A 17522-nucleotide genomic window follows, 5' to 3' on the forward strand; every position below is an offset into this window, starting at 1 on the left:
GCCGGTCCGCGGCGTCCGCGTTGGGCGCGCGCGGACCGGCGACCTTTCAGCCCGACGACCGACACAAAGACTTTCCCAAGGATTTTTGATGCAACAGGCCAATTCCTCCCCCGACAAGACTCCCCGCCGCCTCGACGCGCTGATCATCGGCGCCGGCTTCGGCGGCATGTATGCGCTGCACCGGACACGCGGCATGGGGCTCGACGTCCATCTGATCGAGGCCGGCGACGATGTCGGCGGCACATGGTACTGGAACCGCTATCCCGGCGCCCGCTGCGACGTGATGAGCATCGATTACAGCTATTCCTTCTCCGACGAAATTCAGCAGGAATGGACGTGGAGCGAGCAGTTCGCCGCGCAGCCCGAGATTCTGTCCTACGCGCGCTTTGTCGCCGACAAGCTCGACCTGAAACGCGACATCAGCTTCGAAACGCGCGCGACCGCTGTTCATTATGACGAGGACGCCGCGCTGTGGCGGATCGAGACCGATCGCGGCGAGGTCTATGAGGCAAGCTATTGCCTGATGGCGACCGGCCCGCTGTCGGTGCCAAAGCAGGTCGACATTCCCGGCGCGAACAAGTTCAAGGGCGAGCTTTATCTGTCGGGCAAATGGCCGCATCACGATGTCGACCTCAAGGGCAAGCGCGTCGCGGTGATCGGCACCGGATCGTCGGGCATCCAGATCGTACCGGTGGTCGCCGAACAGGCCGAACATCTGTATGTCTATCAGCGCACGCCGAGCTTCACCTTGCCGATGCGCAACCGCAAGCTCGACGAAGATTATGTTGCGCATATCAAGGCGCATTACCCGGGGCTGCGCGCTGCGGCGCGTCATTCGCTGACCGGCGGCGTGCGTCCGATTACGCATCGGCCGGTGTTCAGCGTGACACCTGCCGAGAGCGAAAAGCTGATGGAGGATGCGTGGGCGCATAGCGGCCTGTCCTTCCTCGGACTGTTTTCGGACCTGCTCACCAATCGCGATGCGAACGAGGTCGTCGCCGAATTCGTGCGCGGCAAGATCGCGGCGACGGTAAATGATCCGGACACCGCGCGGCGTCTGACTCCGCGCGGATACCCGATCTTCGCGCGGCGTCCGTGCCTCGATACCGGCTATTATGAAGCCTATAATCGCGACAATGTGACGCTGAAGGATTGCCTTGAGCATCCGATCGTCGAGATCACCGAAAAGGGCATCCGCACCGCCGAGGGCGAAGTCGAGGTCGACATCATCATCGCCGCCATCGGCTATGACGCGCTGACCGGCGCGATGCTGTCGATCGATATCGAGGGCAGGGGCGGGCGCAAGCTCAAGGACAAATGGGCCGACGGCGGACGCTCGCACCTCGGCTTGATGATCGAGGGTTTTCCGAACCTGTTCGTCATCGCGGGTCCGAACGGCCCGTCGGCGCTGGCCAATTTTATCCTGTTGAATGAACAGAATGTCGACTGGGTCTGCGACTGTATCGAACATATGCGCAGCGACGGCCTGCGCTCGATCGAGGCGAATGCCGATGCCGAAGACGGCTGGATGCAGAAGGTGACGACGCTCGGCTCACTGTCGCTCTATCCGACCGCCAACACCTGGTACACCGGCGCCAATGTGCCGGGCAAGCCGCGGACTTTTCCGGTCTACATCGGCGGGCTTGGCCGCTATCGCGAAATCTGTTCCGACGCGGCGGCGGAGGGATATCGCGGCTTCACGCTACGATAAGCCCGGCACCCGCGTCCCGAAACGGAGAAACGACATGTCGTTCGAAAAGCTGTTCGAGCCGCTTCCCCTCGCGCGCGGCGCGCCGATGAAGAACCGGCTGATGCTGGCGCCGCTGACCAACCGACAGAGCCATGCCGACGGCACATTGTCGGATACCGAGCGCAACTGGCTGGAGATGCGCGCGGCGGGCGGCTTTGCGCTGACGATGACCGCTGCCTCGCACGTTCAGCCGGTCGGGCAGGGGTTTACGGGGCAGCTCGGCGTGTTCGACGACGATCATGTCGAGGGGCTCGCGGAACTCGCGGCGGGGATCAAGGCGCGCGGCTCGCTGTCGTCGCTGCAACTGCATCACGCCGGCAGTCGCGCCGAACCCGAACTCATCGACGCGCCGGTCGCGCCGTCGGAAGTCGCCGAACGCAATGTCCGGGCTTTGTCCGAAGCCGAGGTCGAGGCGCTGCGCGATGATTTCATCGCGGGTGCACGGCGCGCCGAAGAGGCGGGGTTCGACGGCGTCGAGGTCCATGGCGCGCATGGCTATATCCTCGCCGAATTCCTGTCGGGGGCGAGCAACCGGCGAACCGATCGCTATGGCGGCAGCATCGAGAATCGCGCGCGGATACTCTTCGAAATCATCGACGGCATCCGCGCCGTCACGCGGCCCGATTTCCAGCTGGGCCTGCGGCTGTCGCCCGAGCGATTTGGCCTTGAGCTCGAAGAAATCCGCGACGTAGCGGTCGAAGTGTTGCGGCAGGAAAAGATCGATTTTCTTGATATGTCGCTGTGGGACGTGGCCAAGGAGCCCGAGGACGAGCGGTTCAAGGGGCGTTCGCTGATGAGCGTCTTTACCGAACTCCCGCGCGGAAATGTCCGGCTGGGTGCCGCCGGCAAGGTGATGGACGCCGAAGAGGCGGCCAGCGTTATCGAAGCCGGCTGCGACTTTGTGGTGATTGGCCGCGCGGCCATCTTGCGGCACGACTTTCCCGAGCGCGTGCGCCGCGATCCCGCTTATCGTTCGCCGGCCCTGCCGGTGTCGGCCGAACATTTGCGCGCAGAAGGTCTGAGCGACGAGTTCATCCACTATATGCGGCGCTGGCCGGGGTTCGTCCAGCCGGGCGAATAGGATCAACCGGCGGTCATGGCAGCCACTGCATATCTGCTCAACTTACATCCAGACCGCCGTCCACGTCGATGATCGAGCCGGTCATGTAGGGGTTGGCGGCGCAGGCAAGGATCTGAAAAGCAATTTCTTCGGGCTCGCCCGGGCGCCGGATCGGTTGCGCGGGAACAGGTGCCCCGGCCGGGCGGATGGCGCGCAGCATCGGTGTGTCGACCATGCCGGGCGCAATGCAATTGACCCGCACGGGCGCCAGTTCGGCCGCAAGCACTTTGGTCAAAGCCTCGATGGCGGCGCAGGCTGCGGCGACCGGAGCGCGTCCCGCACGCGGCCGCCGCGCCGCAGCGCCGGAGACGAATGTCAGCGATCCGCCCTCGGCCAGTCGCGCGAAGCGTGCGACGAGATAGGGGCCCCAGAATTTGGATGCGAAAGTCGTGCGCGCCGTGTCCAGCGCCAAATCGCGTACAGGACCGGAGCGAATTTCGGCGGCGGCGACGACGATATGGTCGAAAAACTCATTGCCTGCGAAGAAGGCCTCTACCGCCTTTTCGTCGGTCATGTCGAAGGCCGCGCTTGCCGCCCCCTTGCCGATGCTCGCGGCGGCCTCCGCCGCGCGTTGCTCCGATCGCCCGGTCACGGTGACGAGGGCGCCGTGGGTAGCGGCGAGCTGCGCGGTGGCGAGACCGATGCCGGAACTTCCGCCGACTACGAGCAGCCGCTGCGATGCAAGCGTGGAAAATGTCGGCGCCGTATTCATGCCCGGATCTCCGCCGTCTGGTGCCATTGGTTCGGCGTCACGAGCTGGATCGACGCCGGTGCCATGCCGCCAATCGGAGCGGCCATCATCGGTGTGTCGCCTGCAAGCGCCAATCTGGAATCCACATGTTGCGACATAAACCCTCCCCTGAACGCACCCAATTTTCCCGGATTGAGTTGGGAAATTAGTTAGCATTCAAAGTATTTGTCCGGGCAAGTTTGTCAATGCGCCAATTGAGCTCGGAGACCCTTGCCGGCTATGGCTGACAATCTAGAGCCAATTCACTCCGCCGCGAGGGGATCCGACGCGATCGCGCGGATCCTTTGAAGTGGTTTCCGCCCCCTTCGCCGCACGGGGCAGGCGGCATCGGGACGAGCGCTGGAGGGACGGGTGGTGATCCGGGGCAGGCCGGGCAACAGGGTGAGGGAACCGGTGCCGACGCGCGCTATATCCGCGACGCTTTGCACAGTGAGCCATCTCCTTCTATCCATCGAAGGAGATGGCGCTGCCATACCCCGAATTCTGGTCCCGTTTGTCGCTCGCCTCTTAGTTTGCAACAAGCGCCTTGTTTGCGGCACGCAGCTATTGTCGCAGCTCTTTTGTTTGATGCATGGCGTCAGGCTGCGCTCACGACTATAGCAGCGTCCCGCCCGGGATAGACCCGGGCGCATCAGGAGATTCAAAATGAACCACGCCGAACTTTCTGACAGCGTTGCCGCTTCGCTCGACATCAGCAAGGCGGATGCCAAAAAGGCCGTCGATGCCGTGTTTGCCGCGATCACCGACGCCGCCACCAAGGGTGACGAAGTGTCGGTGAACGGCTTCGGGAAGTTCAAGGTCAAGGAGTCGGCAGCACGCGAAGGTCGCAATCCTTCGACGGGCGCAACGATCCAGATCGCAGCTTCGAAGAAACTGACTTTTGGCGCTGCCAAGGCTGTCAAAGATCGCCTTAACGGTTGATCCCGATCTCCCCGCTGGCGATGCCGGCGGGGACAGTGGGCATCTGGCGCTGTCGCAAGCGCGTTGTAAACATGCCTGAGAAAAGCTGCGGGATTGTGCACAGATCCGTTCCGGGTTGTCGGGTCCGTGCGGCCCATTGAACCGGAGGCTGGCCACTCGGTTGCAGAGCCTCCAGCCGGAAACAATTGTATTTGTTATCGATTCTGTTGCTAGAATGCCGGTCGTCAACCGAAACAGGATAGCGATGACCGATGTTCCTTGTGGCTTTTTTTCTGACCTCCGCTGATGTCGCGGTCGACCTTCCCGCCTTTGATCAGACCGTCATATTGCAGCGATGCGCCGATAGGCATGGCAGCGATGTGGATGGCCAATTTCGGTGTCTGAAGGACGAGATGGAGGATCATTACCAGTTTCAGCTGCTATGGACTCACGATCGACCGGAAAACCGCACGGTTTACCGTCAATGCCTCGCCAGCCACTGGGAGGAGCCCGAGCAGCCGGATTGGGGAATGGCCGGTTTCTGCGCGGAGAAAAACACCAAGCCGGAAGTCGAAGCGTCGCAATCCGGCGGAGCATTTAATGTGAAAGCGGCGGCCGCCTTTTGCATGCAGGAAGAGCCGAAACCGACGGCTTCTGCCGAGGGCCGCACATCCGAAATCAACAATGCGGCGTGCCTGTCGGATCAGGCCGCAGGCCACCGCGGCTTTCGCCTGCTGCGCGCGCAAATCGCGAAGGGGGCCGCAGACCTTGACGCAAAGGCGCTCGATTTTTGCTATCAGGCCTGGATAGAGGAAAAGGCGGAAGAGGGTGGTAGCGATTGGAATATGGCCAATTTTTGCGCGCATCAGCAATATAGTGCGCGCGTACTTCTGAATAAACTAAACTCCCGCCGATAGGGCGTTGGGTCCATTCACGCACAGCTTCTACGCTGGCGGGGATCGGTCGCGGGGTTAGAGAAGCTCCCGATTAAATTCGCCCGTGAGCAATTGCCTGAGCTCGCTGCGCTGCACCAGAAGGTCGGCGAGCGTGTAGCTGTCGAGCACCGCCAGAAAGGCAGCGAGGGCTTGCCCGAGCACGCCGGTGAGACCGCATGCCGGCGCGATCACGCAGCTTCCACAGTCAGCAAGGTCGAAGCCTTCTTCGGTATCGCGCACAAGCGCGCCGATATTGATGTCTTCGGGGGGCTTGCCCAGCCTGATGCCGCCAAACCGGCCGCGAACCGTTTCGACATAGCCCTCGCGCGCCAGCTGGTTGACCACTTTCATCAGATGATTTTGCGATATGCCGAAGGCTTGCGAGACTTCGGAAATCGAGCACAGGCGATCAGGATGGGCCCCCAGATGGAGCAGGGTCCGCATCGCATAGTCGGTAAATAGCGTCAGTTTCATCATCGTTCCTGCGGCCGGAAAGGCGGCGTGGTCATGTAAGATGCATTTATGTTGCATGTTTTGGCATGCATGAATAGATGCATCACAGATACATGATTTGGAGCATGAGTCGTGAATGCGAATGCCGATAGAGATGATACGCGTTCGAAGCCGCCCGCCATCGCTGGGCTCACGGAAATGAGTGCGCCCGCGCCCTATCGTTCGACGCCCGTGTTCGATCAGGATACGCTGCCCGCCGCGCTTCGCGCCCGTCACGACACCAAGGCGGGGGTTTGGGGGATGATCCGGGTCATCGAGGGGCAGCTTTTGCTGAGCTATCTCGATCCACCGTCCGAGATCATGCTCAATCCCGAACGGTCCGGACTGATCCTTCCCGGCCAACCCCATTTCGTCACGCCGGTGGGGCCCATGAAGATGCGGGTCGATTTCTACGATCGCCCTCCTGCGGGTGAGTGATCCCACCCAAACCATATTTTCATAACATTATCAGGAGTATTTCATGTCGCAGCCCCTCAGCGACGAGACCATCGCGCTCGTCAAGGCCACCGTTCCCGCGCTCGAAGCACATGGCCTCGATATCGTCCGTGAAATGTATTCACGTATGTTCCAGGATCCGGAGATCCGCGACCTCTTCAACCAGTCGAACCACGGCGATGCGGGCGCGCAGCCGCGCGCTCTGACGGGGGCGATTCTGGCGTATGCCAGCAATATCGATAATCTCGCCGCGCTGGCACCGGCGGTCGAGCGGATCACCCAAAAACATGTCGGACTGCAGATTCAGCCTGCGCATTATCCGCATGTCGCCGATGCGCTGCTGGGTGCGATCAAGGCTGTCCTTGGCGAGGCGGCGACCGACGCAGTTCTGGCGGCGTGGGGCGAGGCCTATTGGTTCCTCGCCAATATATTGATTGCGCGCGAAGAACGGATTTACGGCGAACAGAAGGACGCACGGGGCGGCTGGAACGGCTGGCGCGACTTTCGCATCACCGACGTGGTGCGTGAAAGCAGTGTGATCAAATCCTTCACCCTCACGCCTGCCGACGGCGGGCCCGTGATGGGTTATCGACCGGGCCAGTATCTGACCTTCTGGTTCGAGATTCCGGGCCATCCGCCGGTCAAACGCAACTATTCGATTTCGGCCGCCCCCAATGGCGAGACTTACCGCATTTCGGTGAAGCGCGAGCCGCAGGGGCTCGCGTCAGGCTGGCTTCATGATGAGGCCAAGCCGGGTTCGATGCTGAAAGTGGCCGCGCCGGCGGGCGAGTTTTTCCTGCCCGACCGCCCTCAGCGTCCGGTGGTGCTGTTGTCGGGCGGCGTCGGCCTGACCCCGATGGTGGCGATGCTCGAGGCGATTATCGAAAGCGGCAGCGACGTGCCGGTACACTATATCCACGGCACCCATGACCGTGAAACCCACGCAATGCGCGCTCATGTTCGCGCGCTGGCGGCGCTCAGCCCGGCCGCCCGCATCACCGATTTCCATCAGACCCCGCTCGCCGGTGAAGTGGAAGGGCAGGATTATGATCGCGCCGGACTGATCAGCGAGCAATGGCTGCTCACGAACACGGCGGTCGGCGAGGCCGATTATTATATCTGCGGTCCGCGCCCGTTCCTGCGGGCATCGGTATCGGCACTGTCGCTCGCCGGGGTGCCGTCGGATCGCATTCATTACGAATTTTTCGGTCCGGCCGACGAACTGCTCGCTGCCTGAAGATGGCAAACAGAAAGGTGAAGGGCGCCGGGACGGCATGAGCCTGCAATGGCCCCTTCGCTTCCTGGCGTCGAGACTTGAACGGACGGGAACAAGCCTGTAGGTTGAGCCCCATGCTCACGCTCGCCACCTTCAAGCACCATTTCGCAGGGTCGCTGGCGTCCGCGTCATTTTCCATTTCCCCACCTGATGTGACGAAATTCGTCGGGCGTGTCGGGGCACCGCCCCCGCCCGTCACGATCGCCGCCGACTGACCTGTCGGCCGAACGAAGCTGCGCCTCGGGCGCAGACGTCACAATCTTTCAGGTGATTTTTCATGCTCAATCGTCATGCGTCGGTGCTTGTGCCGACAACCGCGTTCGTACTGCTGTGGAGCAGCGGCGCCATCGTCTCTAAAATCGGGCTTCAATATGGCTCGCCCTTTGCAATCCTGATTGCCCGTTATGTCGTCGCGTTGGCGGCCCTCGCTGTCTTGGCCGTCTGGTCCGGCGCATTCTTGCCAGCGCGGGGAAGCCGAAAACGTGTCGCTCTTGTGGGGCTGTCGATCGCGGGTCTGTACTCGGCTTGCTATCTTCTCGCGCTCGACAACGGGATGACGCCCGGCGCGCTTGCCACGCTGCTGGGTGTGCAGCCGATCGCTACCCTTTTGCTGACCGAAAGGCGGGCTAGCCGGACGAGGCTGCTCGGATTGGCCTGTGCGCTGGCGGGACTGGTGTTTGTGGTTTGGGACGGGCTGGTTGCTGCGCGCTTCGACGCGCTGGGCCTGTTCTTCGCCGGCCTTTCGCTCGCCGGAATTACCATCGGATCGATCGTTCAGAAAAGCGAGGATCAAGCGCCATGGGCCGTGCTGCCCATGCAATATATGACTGGATTGGTCTTCGCGGGCGCCATCGCCCCGTTCGGACCGCTTCATGCCTCGTGGGAGCCGGGGTTTGTTCTGCCGGTCTTGTGGCTTGGACTGGTCATTTCCGTCGGTGCGACATTCCTCCTCTATCGGCTTATCGCACGCGGCAATCTCGTGAATGTGACAAGCCTTTTCTATCTGGTGCCCGGCGTGACCGCGGCAATGGACTGGCTCATTCTGGGCAATCCGATGTCTCTCTACGCCATTGCCGGACTGGTTCTGGTCGTCGTCGGGCTGCTGGTCGTATTTCGAGAGAAACGCAACTGAACGGGCAGGGCGTCGCACTTTGCAGGAGTGCGCGCCTTCCCGATGCCTTCCCGATGCCGGCGTCGGTGCTCAGGAGAAGCGCTTGGCGCCGGCTACGCAAAGGATCACGATCACGGTCGATGCGATCATCGTCCACGCGACCGGCTCGCCGAGAAGAACCCCAGCCAGGACCAGTCCGAAAAAGGGCTGGAGCAGTTGCAGCTGGCCGACCCCGGCAATCCCGCCGAGCGCAAGGCCGCGATACCAGAAGACGAAACCCAGCATCATCGAGAAGACCGAGACATATGCGAATCCCGCCCAAGCCGGGCCGCCGATACCGCTCCAGGTCGCAGGCAAGGTCGTGAGTGCAATCAGCGTCATGAGCGGGAGGGTGAGAAGAAGCGCCCAGCTGATTACTTGCCACCCGCCCAGGCGGCGGGAGAGCGCAGCGCCTTCGGCATAGCCGAGGCCGCACAGGATGACGGCGGCCAGCATCAGCAGGTCGCCGATAACCGAACCGCCCTCGCTGCGGTAAAGCGCAAAGCCCGCCACGGTTGCCGCGCCGAGGGTCGAAAAAGCCCAGAAAGCAGGTTTGGGTCGTTCTCCGCCGCGTAAAACGCCGAAGATGGCCGTCGAAAGTGGCAATAGCCCGATGAAAACCACCGAGTGGGCGGCGGTGATGTGCTTCAGCGCAAAACCGGTCAGCAACGGGAACCCGACAACGACACCGATCGCGACAATCGCGAGTGGCACGATATCTGTTCGGGTCGGCTTCGTCTGGCGCATTGCGAGCAGGAATGCCGCCCCAAGCAGGGCTGCGATCACCGCCCGGCCCGACGTCAGGAACAAGGGGGAGAAGTCGGCAACCGCGACACGCGTTGCCGGTAAGGAGCCGCTGAAGATGATGACGCCGAGAAGTCCGCTTCCCCAGCCGGTGGTAGACCGTTCCATGATTCCTCGCTTTCTGAAGCGACAGCTAGGTGATCCGGGATGGTCCAAACAGGCACAATCTGTTACAGATTGTGATAAGTGTATGGCTGTATATATCCATACAATAAGGAGTGAGCGATGCCGCGCAACGCGACCCGGACCGAAGAATTAATGACGGCGATCCGCGCAAAAATCGCGGCTCGTGCCATTGCCCCGGGCGATCGGTTGCCCTCGGTGCGGGGGTTCGCGGAGACAATGGGCGTATCGCCCTCCACGGTCGTCGAGGCCTATGACCGGCTGGCGGCCGAAGGGTTGATTCGCGCGAAGCGGGGGGCGGGGTTCTACGTTACCGGAGCCAACATGCCTCCCATGTCGCTCGGCGAAATGGGGCCACGCCGCGACCGTGCGGTCGATCCGTTCTGGGTGTCGCGGCAGTCGCTGGATGCCGATCCGGACGTGCTGAAGCCCGGATGCGGCTGGCTGCCGGCAGACTGGATGCCCAACGATCTGCTGCGCCGCGGGCTGCGTGCCATGGCACGGGCCGACGATGCGCTCTTGTCGGACTATGGCAGCGCACGCGGCTCAATCATTTTGCGGCGACTGCTGCTCGGCCGGTTCGCCGAAGAAGGGATTGAGGCGGTGTCGGACCAGCTTCTGCTGACGGGTTCGGGCACGCAGGCCATCGACCTGATCTGCCGCTATCTGCTGCATCCCGGCGATACGGTCATGGTCGACGATCCCGGCTATTTTAACTTCCAGGCACTGCTGCGTGCGCATCAGGTCAAGATCGTTGGCATCCCTTATACGCCAACGGGTCCCGACATCGCCGCGTTCGAGGCGGCGCTGATCGCGCATCGGCCACGATTGTACATCACCAACTCCGCGCTTCACAATCCGACCGGCGCAAGCCTTTCGCCGCAGACCGCATATCGCCTGTTAAGCGCAGCGACGGCGCATGATCTCACCATTGTCGAAGACGATATTTTCGCCGACTTCGAACCGACGCCGTCGCCGCGGCTTGCCGTGCTGGACGGCCTCGATCGCGTCATTCGGATTGGGAGCTTTTCGAAGACGCTCTCTGCATCTGTCCGATGCGGCTATATCGCTGCGCGCGCCGACTGGATCGAGGGGCTGGTCGACCTTCAGGTCGCGACGAGTTTCGGCGGGCCGAGTCCCGTGGCGACGGGGCTGATCGCGAACGTCCTCGCGGGCGGCGGTTATCGCAAGCATATGGCCGAACTGCGTCTGCGCCTTGCACGGCAAAGGCAGGATGTGTCGGATCGCCTCGGGGCGTTGGGCATCGTGCCGTGGATCATGCCTCGCGGCGGCTTCTATCTCTGGTGCACGCTTCCGGAGGGATGTGATTCGACTGATGTCGCCCGTTTTTGCATCGAACGCGGCGTCGTCCTGGCACCCGGAAATGTTTTTAGCGTTGCTCAATCAGCACAGGTATATCTGCGCTTTAATGTCGCGCAGTGTGGCGAGGCTTTGCTGTTCGACACTCTGCGTCAGGCGCTGAATCGCTGATACCTGCTTGTAGTCGGTGCCCATTGGGGCGCATTGGCCTGTCATGCCCGGGCAACGCGCCCGAAACTCTGCCGCCAAAGAGCATGGCATGTCGTTAAGAGGGCAGGGGGCGTGGCTGATGAGCGGCTCAACCCAATGGCCGGTTCGATAGGCGGTAACAGGTCGTCAGTGCCAGTTGCCCACGACGGGTAGTCCCATTCACGTGGCGCGTATTGCGTCGCGTACCGCGTTGCGGCCGGTCCACAGGATCGCGGTTGCGAGGCCCAGCGACGCGGTCGATACGGTCGCGAGCGCGAGGGGCAGTTGCGCGAAGACATGGTCGCTGAGCAGCCCGATGACGAGTGGGCCCAGCCCCATGCCGAGCAATGTCACGACAAGCAGATACAGCGCCATGGTCCGTCCTCGCATCGTCGCTGGTGCCAGCAATTGCACGGTCGTCGCCTGCAAACCGCCGAGCATTGAGGATAGGAAGGCGCCAAGTCCGAGCAGGACGAGCACCGTCGGCGTGTGGGTTAGCAGATAAGCGGCCCCGAACGACACCGCCTGCAGCGGTAAGGTTGCAAGCACCAGCAGGACCGGGGCATGGACGATCCCGCGCCGCGTCATCCGGTCGGACAGCAGGCCGCCGCTGAGGACGCCCGCAAAGCCGCACAGGCCGACGATCACGCCCAGCGCCACTCCGATATCGGGTGCGGCCATCCCGTGCGCGCGTGCGAGCAGCGCCGGACCCCAGAGCATGGGGATATAGCCCGCGATCACCAGACAACCGAAGCCGAGGAAGACCGTGGCGAAGGCCCTGGCGTTTGCTTTCATCGTCATGAGCAGCACGCCGATCCCGGGCACCTCCGCCAGCGGCGCGCTGCGCGGCGCTTCGCGCATCGTCGTCAGCAGCAGCAGTGCGAGCGGCAGTCCGAGCAGCCCGACGGCGAGCATTGCGAGCCGCCAGTCGCTGATCGTTCCCAGTGCACCGAGCGAGACGGTCGTCTGCGCGGCCCATTCCGCGATCATTCCGCCAAAGCCCATCGCCAAGCCGCCGCCTAGCACCACACCCGACGAATAGAGCGAGATGGCGAAAGCCAGCCGGTCGGGCGGGAAACGGTCGGCGATCGTCGAGAGCGCGGCGGGCGACAGTGCCGCCTCTCCGATTCCGACGAGTGCGCGCATCGCCAGCAGACCGCCGAACCCGCTGACTATTCCACTTCCAGCAGTCGCGAGGCTCCAGCCAACGAGGCCCATCACGATGAGGTTGCGCCGGTTGGATCGGTCGGCGGCGGCGCCGAAGGGGAGGCCGAGCACGGTGTAGAAGAGTACGAAGCCGAACCCGACGAGCAACCCGATCTCAGTGTCGCCCAGGTCGAATTCGGCGCGGATCGGCTCTGCGAGGAGGCTGATGAGCACTCGGTCGAGGAAGGATAGGATATAGGTGAGCATCAGCAACAGCACGACATAATAGCTGTAGCGCAGGTTCGATGTCCCGGGTGCGGCGGCGGTCTGGTCCTGATGCTGCAATGGTGGCTCCCTCATCCCGCGAATGCGATTTCGATGCTAGCGTGAGAGGATCGCCACTGCCGATAGGCCGGGCGCGCCATAGACATGGCTGTACCCGACTTTCGGATCGCGCGGCACTTGCCGCGCGCCGGCGCGCCCGCGAAGCTGCTGGACATTCTCATAGACCTGACGGAGCCCCGACGCGCCGACGGGTTCCCCGCACGCAAGACAGCCGCCATCGGTGTTGATCGGCAGGCGCCCGCCGATTTCGGACCAGCCGTTGGCAAACCATTCTTCCTGTTCGCCGTCGGCGCAAAAGCCGTTTTCGGCCATATGCATAATCTCGGCGCCGCTTTCGGTGTCCTGCAATTGCGCGACGTCGACGTCGCCGGGACCGATGCCTGCCTGTTCGAACGCGGCCTGGCTGGCAAGCACAGTGGGCTTGCCGCCCGGAGGGGTGCGGATCGAGGGCGCGAAGACCTCGAACGATCCCTCGGGCCGCGTGCGGAAGGCGATGCTGTCGATACGCACGCCGTCGCTTCCGAGTTCGCGCAGCTTCTTTTCGCTCGCGAGGACGAGCGCGACGCCGCCCTCGGCAGGCGAGCAGAACATATATTTGGTCAGCGGGTCGTTGACCATCGGCGCGTTCAGGATCGTGTCGAGATCGACCGGAGAGCGCCGCCAAGCGTGGTCGCACAGCGCGCCGTTGCGAAACGCCTTTTCGGCGACCCGGCCGAGCGTTTCGCGGCTGATCCCGTGCAACTGCATGTAGCGCTGGATCTTGAGCGCGAAGAATTGCGTCGTCAGCATCATGCCGGTTTCGCCATACCATTCGGGGAGGCCGTAACCCGACGGCTTCGCGTTGAACGCGCCGCGCTCATGCTTGTCGAATCCGACCGCGACCGCGACGTCGCACATGCCCGATGCGATGGCATTGTGCGCCGCGGTCAGCGCGCTGCCGCCAGTCGCGCAGCCGTTGTGGACGTTGATGAAGGGCAGGCTGGTCAGCCCCAGGTCGTTGACCATGATGTCGGCCGACCCGGCGGCGACCGAGCCGCCACTGGCAAAGCCGATGTCGGCCCATTCGATCCCCGCGTCGGCGAGCGCCTGGCGCAGCGCGAACACGCCCTGCGCGCGGCCCGATCGCCCCTCGGTCCTGCCAAAAGCATGGATGCCCGTGCCGATGATATGGACTTTCTCGCTCATGCGCGTTGCTCCGGACGAAAGGCATAGGTGCTGCGATGGTCGTCGAAGGGGATGATCACGAACTGCATAGGCATCCCCAGCGTTAGCCGGTCGATCGACGTCCCCACGATGCGGCTCTCGACGATCACTTCATTCGCCAATTCTATATAGCCGAGTAAAAAAGGTTCGAAGGGCTCGGGGCCGACGAAGGGGGGCTTGGGCTGAAACTCCTGGCTCGTCCAAGACCAGAGCGTACCTTTGGTCGCCAGCTCGATCCGTTCGAGGGGCTCCGAGGGCTCATCTGGCAGCGGAAAGATGATCTCGCCATTGGCTTTGCGGCCTCCGATCAAGCGCGGTGGCGGCCCTGCGTCCCACAGTCCTGCGGCAATCGGCGAAAGCCCCTGCGCGTCGTCCATTTCCCCACCCATTCTTGTTGTGCCGGGCTTGATTGCCTATGCTGACGAATCATTTATATAACGTGCAATATATTTGCAAGAAAATGGATGCGGCGAAGGATGGGCGCCGCTCAGGCCGTGGCCCCGGCCTGATTGCCCTCACGAATGGCGGCGAGCAGGAAGCGCGGGGCGTTGGCATCACCGACCAGCGACACGGCGATGCCCTGATCCCGCAGCGCGTCGGCAAGGTCGCGGCTCGGGCGGTTGCGCGAGACGAAGACGACCGTGTCGGCGGGTACGCTGAGCGTTGCGTTGCTGTTGGCGGGCAGGAAGGTCGGCGCGAGCACCACATGGTCGGGGCTGATCGACAGCGCGCGCATCCGCGTGTGGAGCGTGAACTTGCCCTCGTGCAGCCGGCGCAGTGCTGGCTCGGTCATCAAGGCGCTTTCGACCAGCGGAGCGAAGGAAATATGCCGCGTGACGAAGGTGACCTCGACGCCGCGCTCGGCGAGATATTCGGCGCACGCGATCGCTTCATAATGGCCGCTGTCGTCTATCACGACCGCTGACTTTCCGGGGGCGCGGTTCGGCGAAAGGAAAAGGTCGTTCGACGACAGCACATGCGGCTGCGCGAAGCCCGTAATCGGCTCGCCCGGATTGGACAGCTGGATGCCATCCATGCGCGGCAGCGAACCGGTGGCAAGAATAACCTTGTCGGGTGCTTCCGCAAGGATATCGTCGACGTCGAGATAGCTGCTCGTGCGCACATCGACGCCGAGGCGATAAACTTCGTCCTCCAGCCAGACCAGAATGTCACGGATGCCGGCCCGCGTCCGCGCGGCGGCAGCGAGCTTGGCCGTGCCGCCGAGATCGGACTCGGCTTCGGCGAGCACGACCTGATGCCCGCGCAACGCCGCGACGCGCGCGGCTTCCATCCCGGCGGGGCCGCCGCCGATGACGAGTATCTTCCCAGGCTGTTCGGCCGGTGTCAGCCGGTCGTCGCCCATCTTCAATTCATATCCCACCGCCGGATTGACGACGCAGCCCATACGGTTCGGGGGCGACTGTAGCTGGCCGATGCAGCCCTGATTGCAACCGATGCACGGGCGGACGCGCTCGGGATGGCCGGCGAGCGTCTTTTCGACGAGATCGGGGTCGGCAATCGTCGCGCGGACCATCGCGACCATATCGCCGTCGCCGGCGCGGATCGCCTGATCGGCTTCCTCGAGCGTGCGGTATCGCCCGACGATCATCGTCGGTACCCTCAACTGCGATGTGATCGGGGTCGTGACGGGCATCTCGAACCCCATGGGTTCGTGCATTCCGCCGATCGTCTTGTCCATCGTCTGGAATGTGCCCGACGAGATGCTGACATAATCGACGAGGCCCGCAGCTTCGGCCATTTGCGCGACCGCCAGATTATCCTCTACACCGACACCACCTTCCAGCATGTCGGGCGACAGGCGGATGCCGACGACGAAACCGGCGCCGACGCTCGCCCGGATCGCGGCAAGTGCTTCCATCGTGAAGCGCGCGCGATTTTCGAGCGAGCCGCCATAATCGTCGGTACGGTCGTTGGCATAGGTCGACAGGAATTGCTGCGGCAGGAAGCCGTGGCCGCAATGGAATTCGACGCCTTCGCAGCCCCATTGTTCGAGCTTGGCCGCCGCCGCCGCATAGGCGCCGACCATCGTGTCGATCATCATCCTGGTCATTGGCACGGGGGCGACGCCGCTGGTCACGCCCGGCTGGTCGCACGGCGCCCAGGGCGGCGATCCGTCGAGCGTGCGGCCGTGCTGGCCCGCATGGAACAACTGCTGGAACACGCGCATGCCGTGCGGGCGCAGCCGGTTCATCATGCGCGGATATTTTTCGGCAAGCGACGGGTCGATCATGTTGAGCGCCGCAAGCGAGGAGGGCTGCACCGACATCGCCTCTATCACGCTCAGCCCGATGCCGCCGCGCGCCCGCGCTTCGTGATAGGCGACGAGGTCGTCGCTTAGTGTCCCGCCGCCGATGGCGGTGGTGTGCGCCGAGCGAAAGACGCGGTTCTTGATCTCGACCGCTCCGATGCGGATCGGCGTCATGATATGCGTGAAGGCCATGTCTGCTTCCGCTCCGTTCGATCAGGGTGCCGGGTCGATCGCGACGACCATTTTTCCTCTGTTCTGGCCCGAGAAGAGCGACACGAAGGCTTGCGGGGCATTGTTGAGCCCATCGACCACCGTTTCTTCCCAGATCAGTTCGCCCGCCGCGAGACGTCGCGCGAGATCGCCGAAGGCTTCCTTGCCGCGGTCGAACCACATTCCGACGTTGAGCCCGACGATCGTGATCCCCTTTTCAGAGATCTTGAAGAATTCGCCCGGACCCGCGCAATAATTGGGCGTGTTGTACTGCGAGATGGCACCGCACACGACGATGCGGCCCTTGGGCTTCATCGCGGTGATCGCGGCATCGAGTGTCGGACCGCCGACATTGTCGAAATAATGGTCTATTCCGGCGGGGCATTCCTTCGCCAGAAACGCCGCGAGGTCGGTGGTGGCGTAGTTGGCGACCGCGTCGAGCCGCAGTTCATCCTTCAGCCAGGCGACCTTGTCGTCGGTGCCGGCGGTAGCGATCACACGGCAGCCGCGTTGCCGCGCGAGCTGCGCCGCCACCGAGCCCACCGCGCCCGCAGCTCCCGAAACGAAGATGGTCTCGCCCGCCTTCGGTTCCAATATATATTCGATCCCCGCATAAGCGGTGAGCCCCGTCAGTCCCAATATGCCGAGGTACCAGCTCGGGCGGCCGACGTCCGCCGCAACCGGCTGGACCATTGCGGCATCGGCGACGAAGCGGTCGCGCCAGCCGAACTGGCTGGTTACCATCGTCCCGACGGGCAGCGCGGGCGCCCGCGAGGCCTCGACGATTCCAACCGCGCCGCCGGTCATCGCGTCGCCGACCGCCTTGGCGGCGCTCACCCCGTTCCGGTCGCTGAGCGCGAGGCGCATATAGGGATCGACGCTGATGTACTGGTTGCGGACCTGCACCTGGCCGTCGCCCGTTTCGGGTAGTGGGTGTTCCTCGACGGCGAAATCGTCGACCGAAATATTCGGCCCGGGACGCCGGGCGAGAACAACCATCCGAGCTTTTTCGTTCATCATATTTCCCGATCGATATGGATATTGCGCGCGCGCCAAGTGGCGAGGGGGCTAGGGCCTTGGGGC

The 17522-nt window shown here is 63.2% G+C and carries 17 protein-coding genes; 8 read left to right on the forward strand and 9 right to left on the reverse strand.

All coding sequences use genetic code 11. From position 1 onward, the window contains the following. Nucleotides 1–88: 88 nt before the first annotated feature. Nucleotides 89–1711: a flavin-containing monooxygenase gene (locus ACSYDV_RS07005; RefSeq protein ID WP_438323070.1), complete on the forward strand. Its 1623-nt coding sequence runs from the start codon at nucleotides 89–91 to the stop codon at nucleotides 1709–1711. A 34-nt stretch (nucleotides 1712–1745) separates the two neighbouring features. After that, on the forward strand, nucleotides 1746–2831 hold the full coding sequence (locus ACSYDV_RS07010; protein WP_438323071.1) for an NADH:flavin oxidoreductase: 1086 nt from the start codon (nucleotides 1746–1748) through the stop codon (nucleotides 2829–2831). Between the two features lie 37 nt (nucleotides 2832–2868). Here ACSYDV_RS07010 and ACSYDV_RS07015 read toward each other — a convergent pair whose 3' ends face one another. Continuing rightward, complete coding sequence (locus ACSYDV_RS07015) at nucleotides 2869–3582, reverse strand: SDR family oxidoreductase (RefSeq protein WP_438323072.1); 714 nt, start codon at nucleotides 3580–3582, stop codon at nucleotides 2869–2871. Beyond that, nucleotides 3579–3719 (reverse strand): hypothetical protein, encoded by a 141-nt coding sequence (locus ACSYDV_RS07020; RefSeq protein ID WP_438323073.1) that lies wholly within the window; start codon nucleotides 3717–3719, stop codon nucleotides 3579–3581. Before ACSYDV_RS07020 ends, ACSYDV_RS07015 begins: the two co-directional genes overlap by 4 nt. Before the next feature lie 547 nt (nucleotides 3720–4266). Here ACSYDV_RS07020 and ACSYDV_RS07025 point away from each other — a divergent pair. Next, complete coding sequence (locus ACSYDV_RS07025) at nucleotides 4267–4542, forward strand: HU family DNA-binding protein (protein ID WP_438323074.1); 276 nt, start codon at nucleotides 4267–4269, stop codon at nucleotides 4540–4542. Between the two features lie 251 nt (nucleotides 4543–4793). Then, on the forward strand, nucleotides 4794–5438 hold the full coding sequence (locus ACSYDV_RS07030; protein WP_438323075.1) for a hypothetical protein: 645 nt from the start codon (nucleotides 4794–4796) through the stop codon (nucleotides 5436–5438). 54 nt (nucleotides 5439–5492) lie between these two features. On the opposite strand, the gene ACSYDV_RS07035 is transcribed toward ACSYDV_RS07030, so the two are convergent. Continuing rightward, the gene (locus ACSYDV_RS07035; protein ID WP_438323076.1) at nucleotides 5493–5930 is read right to left on the reverse strand and encodes an Rrf2 family transcriptional regulator; all 438 of its coding nucleotides are present in this window, start codon (nucleotides 5928–5930) and stop codon (nucleotides 5493–5495) included. Between the two features lie 177 nt (nucleotides 5931–6107). Between ACSYDV_RS07035 and ACSYDV_RS07040 the strand changes: the two genes are divergently transcribed. From ACSYDV_RS07040 to ACSYDV_RS07050, 3 genes are all read left to right on the forward strand, one after another. Continuing rightward, nucleotides 6108–6386, forward strand: coding sequence for a TehB family protein (locus ACSYDV_RS07040; RefSeq protein WP_438323077.1), 279 nt, complete (start codon nucleotides 6108–6110; stop codon nucleotides 6384–6386). A 43-nt stretch (nucleotides 6387–6429) separates the two neighbouring features. Continuing rightward, a complete protein-coding gene (gene hmpA / locus ACSYDV_RS07045) occupies nucleotides 6430–7641 on the forward strand; it encodes an NO-inducible flavohemoprotein (RefSeq protein ID WP_438323078.1) in 1212 nt (403 codons plus the stop codon). 316 nt (nucleotides 7642–7957) lie between these two features. Next, nucleotides 7958–8812 (forward strand): DMT family transporter, encoded by an 855-nt coding sequence (locus ACSYDV_RS07050; RefSeq protein ID WP_438323079.1) that lies wholly within the window; start codon nucleotides 7958–7960, stop codon nucleotides 8810–8812. Between the two features lie 69 nt (nucleotides 8813–8881). Here the strand turns inward: ACSYDV_RS07050 and ACSYDV_RS07055 are convergent, their stop codons facing one another. After that, nucleotides 8882–9742: a DMT family transporter gene (locus tag ACSYDV_RS07055; RefSeq protein WP_438323080.1), complete on the reverse strand. Its 861-nt coding sequence runs from the start codon at nucleotides 9740–9742 to the stop codon at nucleotides 8882–8884. Between the two features lie 117 nt (nucleotides 9743–9859). Here ACSYDV_RS07055 and ACSYDV_RS07060 point away from each other — a divergent pair, with 117 nt between their 5' ends. Next, complete coding sequence (locus tag ACSYDV_RS07060) at nucleotides 9860–11248, forward strand: aminotransferase-like domain-containing protein (protein WP_438323081.1); 1389 nt, start codon at nucleotides 9860–9862, stop codon at nucleotides 11246–11248. 198 nt (nucleotides 11249–11446) lie between these two features. Here ACSYDV_RS07060 and ACSYDV_RS07065 read toward each other — a convergent pair whose 3' ends face one another. The 5 genes from ACSYDV_RS07065 to ACSYDV_RS07085 form a co-directional block, all read right to left on the reverse strand. Continuing rightward, nucleotides 11447–12757, reverse strand: a complete 1311-nt coding sequence (locus ACSYDV_RS07065; RefSeq protein ID WP_438323082.1) for an MFS transporter — start codon at nucleotides 12755–12757, stop codon at nucleotides 11447–11449. A gap of 36 nt (nucleotides 12758–12793) precedes the next feature. Further along, nucleotides 12794–13942 carry a thiolase family protein gene (locus tag ACSYDV_RS07070; RefSeq protein WP_438323083.1) on the reverse strand — a complete coding sequence of 383 codons (1149 nt, stop codon included), beginning with the start codon at nucleotides 13940–13942 and terminating at the stop codon, nucleotides 12794–12796. Continuing rightward, nucleotides 13939–14337: a Zn-ribbon domain-containing OB-fold protein gene (locus ACSYDV_RS07075; protein WP_438323084.1), complete on the reverse strand. Its 399-nt coding sequence runs from the start codon at nucleotides 14335–14337 to the stop codon at nucleotides 13939–13941. Before ACSYDV_RS07075 ends, ACSYDV_RS07070 begins: the two co-directional genes overlap by 4 nt. A gap of 110 nt (nucleotides 14338–14447) precedes the next feature. Next, complete coding sequence (locus tag ACSYDV_RS07080) at nucleotides 14448–16421, reverse strand: oxidoreductase (protein ID WP_438323085.1); 1974 nt, start codon at nucleotides 16419–16421, stop codon at nucleotides 14448–14450. A gap of 21 nt (nucleotides 16422–16442) precedes the next feature. Further along, nucleotides 16443–17456, reverse strand: coding sequence for an NADP-dependent oxidoreductase (locus ACSYDV_RS07085; protein WP_438323086.1), 1014 nt, complete (start codon nucleotides 17454–17456; stop codon nucleotides 16443–16445). Nucleotides 17457–17522: the final 66 nt, after the last annotated feature.

It is taken from the genome of Sphingopyxis selenitireducens (assembly GCF_051550705.1).
Lineage (GTDB): Bacteria > Pseudomonadota > Alphaproteobacteria > Sphingomonadales > Sphingomonadaceae > Sphingopyxis.

Bases quoted from the DNA above. Each gene is read 5' to 3' on its own strand.
- ACSYDV_RS07030 (WP_438323075.1), top strand. From the start codon at position 4,794: ATGTTCCTTGTGGCTTTTTTTCTGACCTCCGCTGATGTCGCGGTCGAC.
- ACSYDV_RS07015 (WP_438323072.1), bottom strand. From the start codon at position 3,582: ATGAATACGGCGCCGACATTTTCCACGCTTGCATCGCAGCGGCTGCTC.
- ACSYDV_RS07070 (WP_438323083.1), bottom strand. From the start codon at position 13,942: ATGAGCGAGAAAGTCCATATCATCGGCACGGGCATCCATGCTTTTGGC.
- ACSYDV_RS07010 (WP_438323071.1), top strand. From the start codon at position 1,746: ATGTCGTTCGAAAAGCTGTTCGAGCCGCTTCCCCTCGCGCGCGGCGCG.
- ACSYDV_RS07060 (WP_438323081.1), top strand. From the start codon at position 9,860: ATGCCGCGCAACGCGACCCGGACCGAAGAATTAATGACGGCGATCCGC.
- ACSYDV_RS07025 (WP_438323074.1), top strand. From the start codon at position 4,267: ATGAACCACGCCGAACTTTCTGACAGCGTTGCCGCTTCGCTCGACATC.
- hmpA (WP_438323078.1), top strand. From the start codon at position 6,430: ATGTCGCAGCCCCTCAGCGACGAGACCATCGCGCTCGTCAAGGCCACC.
- ACSYDV_RS07020 (WP_438323073.1), bottom strand. From the start codon at position 3,719: ATGTCGCAACATGTGGATTCCAGATTGGCGCTTGCAGGCGACACACCG.
- ACSYDV_RS07075 (WP_438323084.1), bottom strand. From the start codon at position 14,337: ATGGACGACGCGCAGGGGCTTTCGCCGATTGCCGCAGGACTGTGGGAC.
- ACSYDV_RS07050 (WP_438323079.1), top strand. From the start codon at position 7,958: ATGCTCAATCGTCATGCGTCGGTGCTTGTGCCGACAACCGCGTTCGTA.
- ACSYDV_RS07040 (WP_438323077.1), top strand. From the start codon at position 6,108: ATGAGTGCGCCCGCGCCCTATCGTTCGACGCCCGTGTTCGATCAGGAT.
- ACSYDV_RS07085 (WP_438323086.1), bottom strand. From the start codon at position 17,456: ATGAACGAAAAAGCTCGGATGGTTGTTCTCGCCCGGCGTCCCGGGCCG.
- ACSYDV_RS07080 (WP_438323085.1), bottom strand. From the start codon at position 16,421: ATGGCCTTCACGCATATCATGACGCCGATCCGCATCGGAGCGGTCGAG.
- ACSYDV_RS07055 (WP_438323080.1), bottom strand. From the start codon at position 9,742: ATGGAACGGTCTACCACCGGCTGGGGAAGCGGACTTCTCGGCGTCATC.
- ACSYDV_RS07005 (WP_438323070.1), top strand. From the start codon at position 89: ATGCAACAGGCCAATTCCTCCCCCGACAAGACTCCCCGCCGCCTCGAC.
- ACSYDV_RS07035 (WP_438323076.1), bottom strand. From the start codon at position 5,930: ATGAAACTGACGCTATTTACCGACTATGCGATGCGGACCCTGCTCCAT.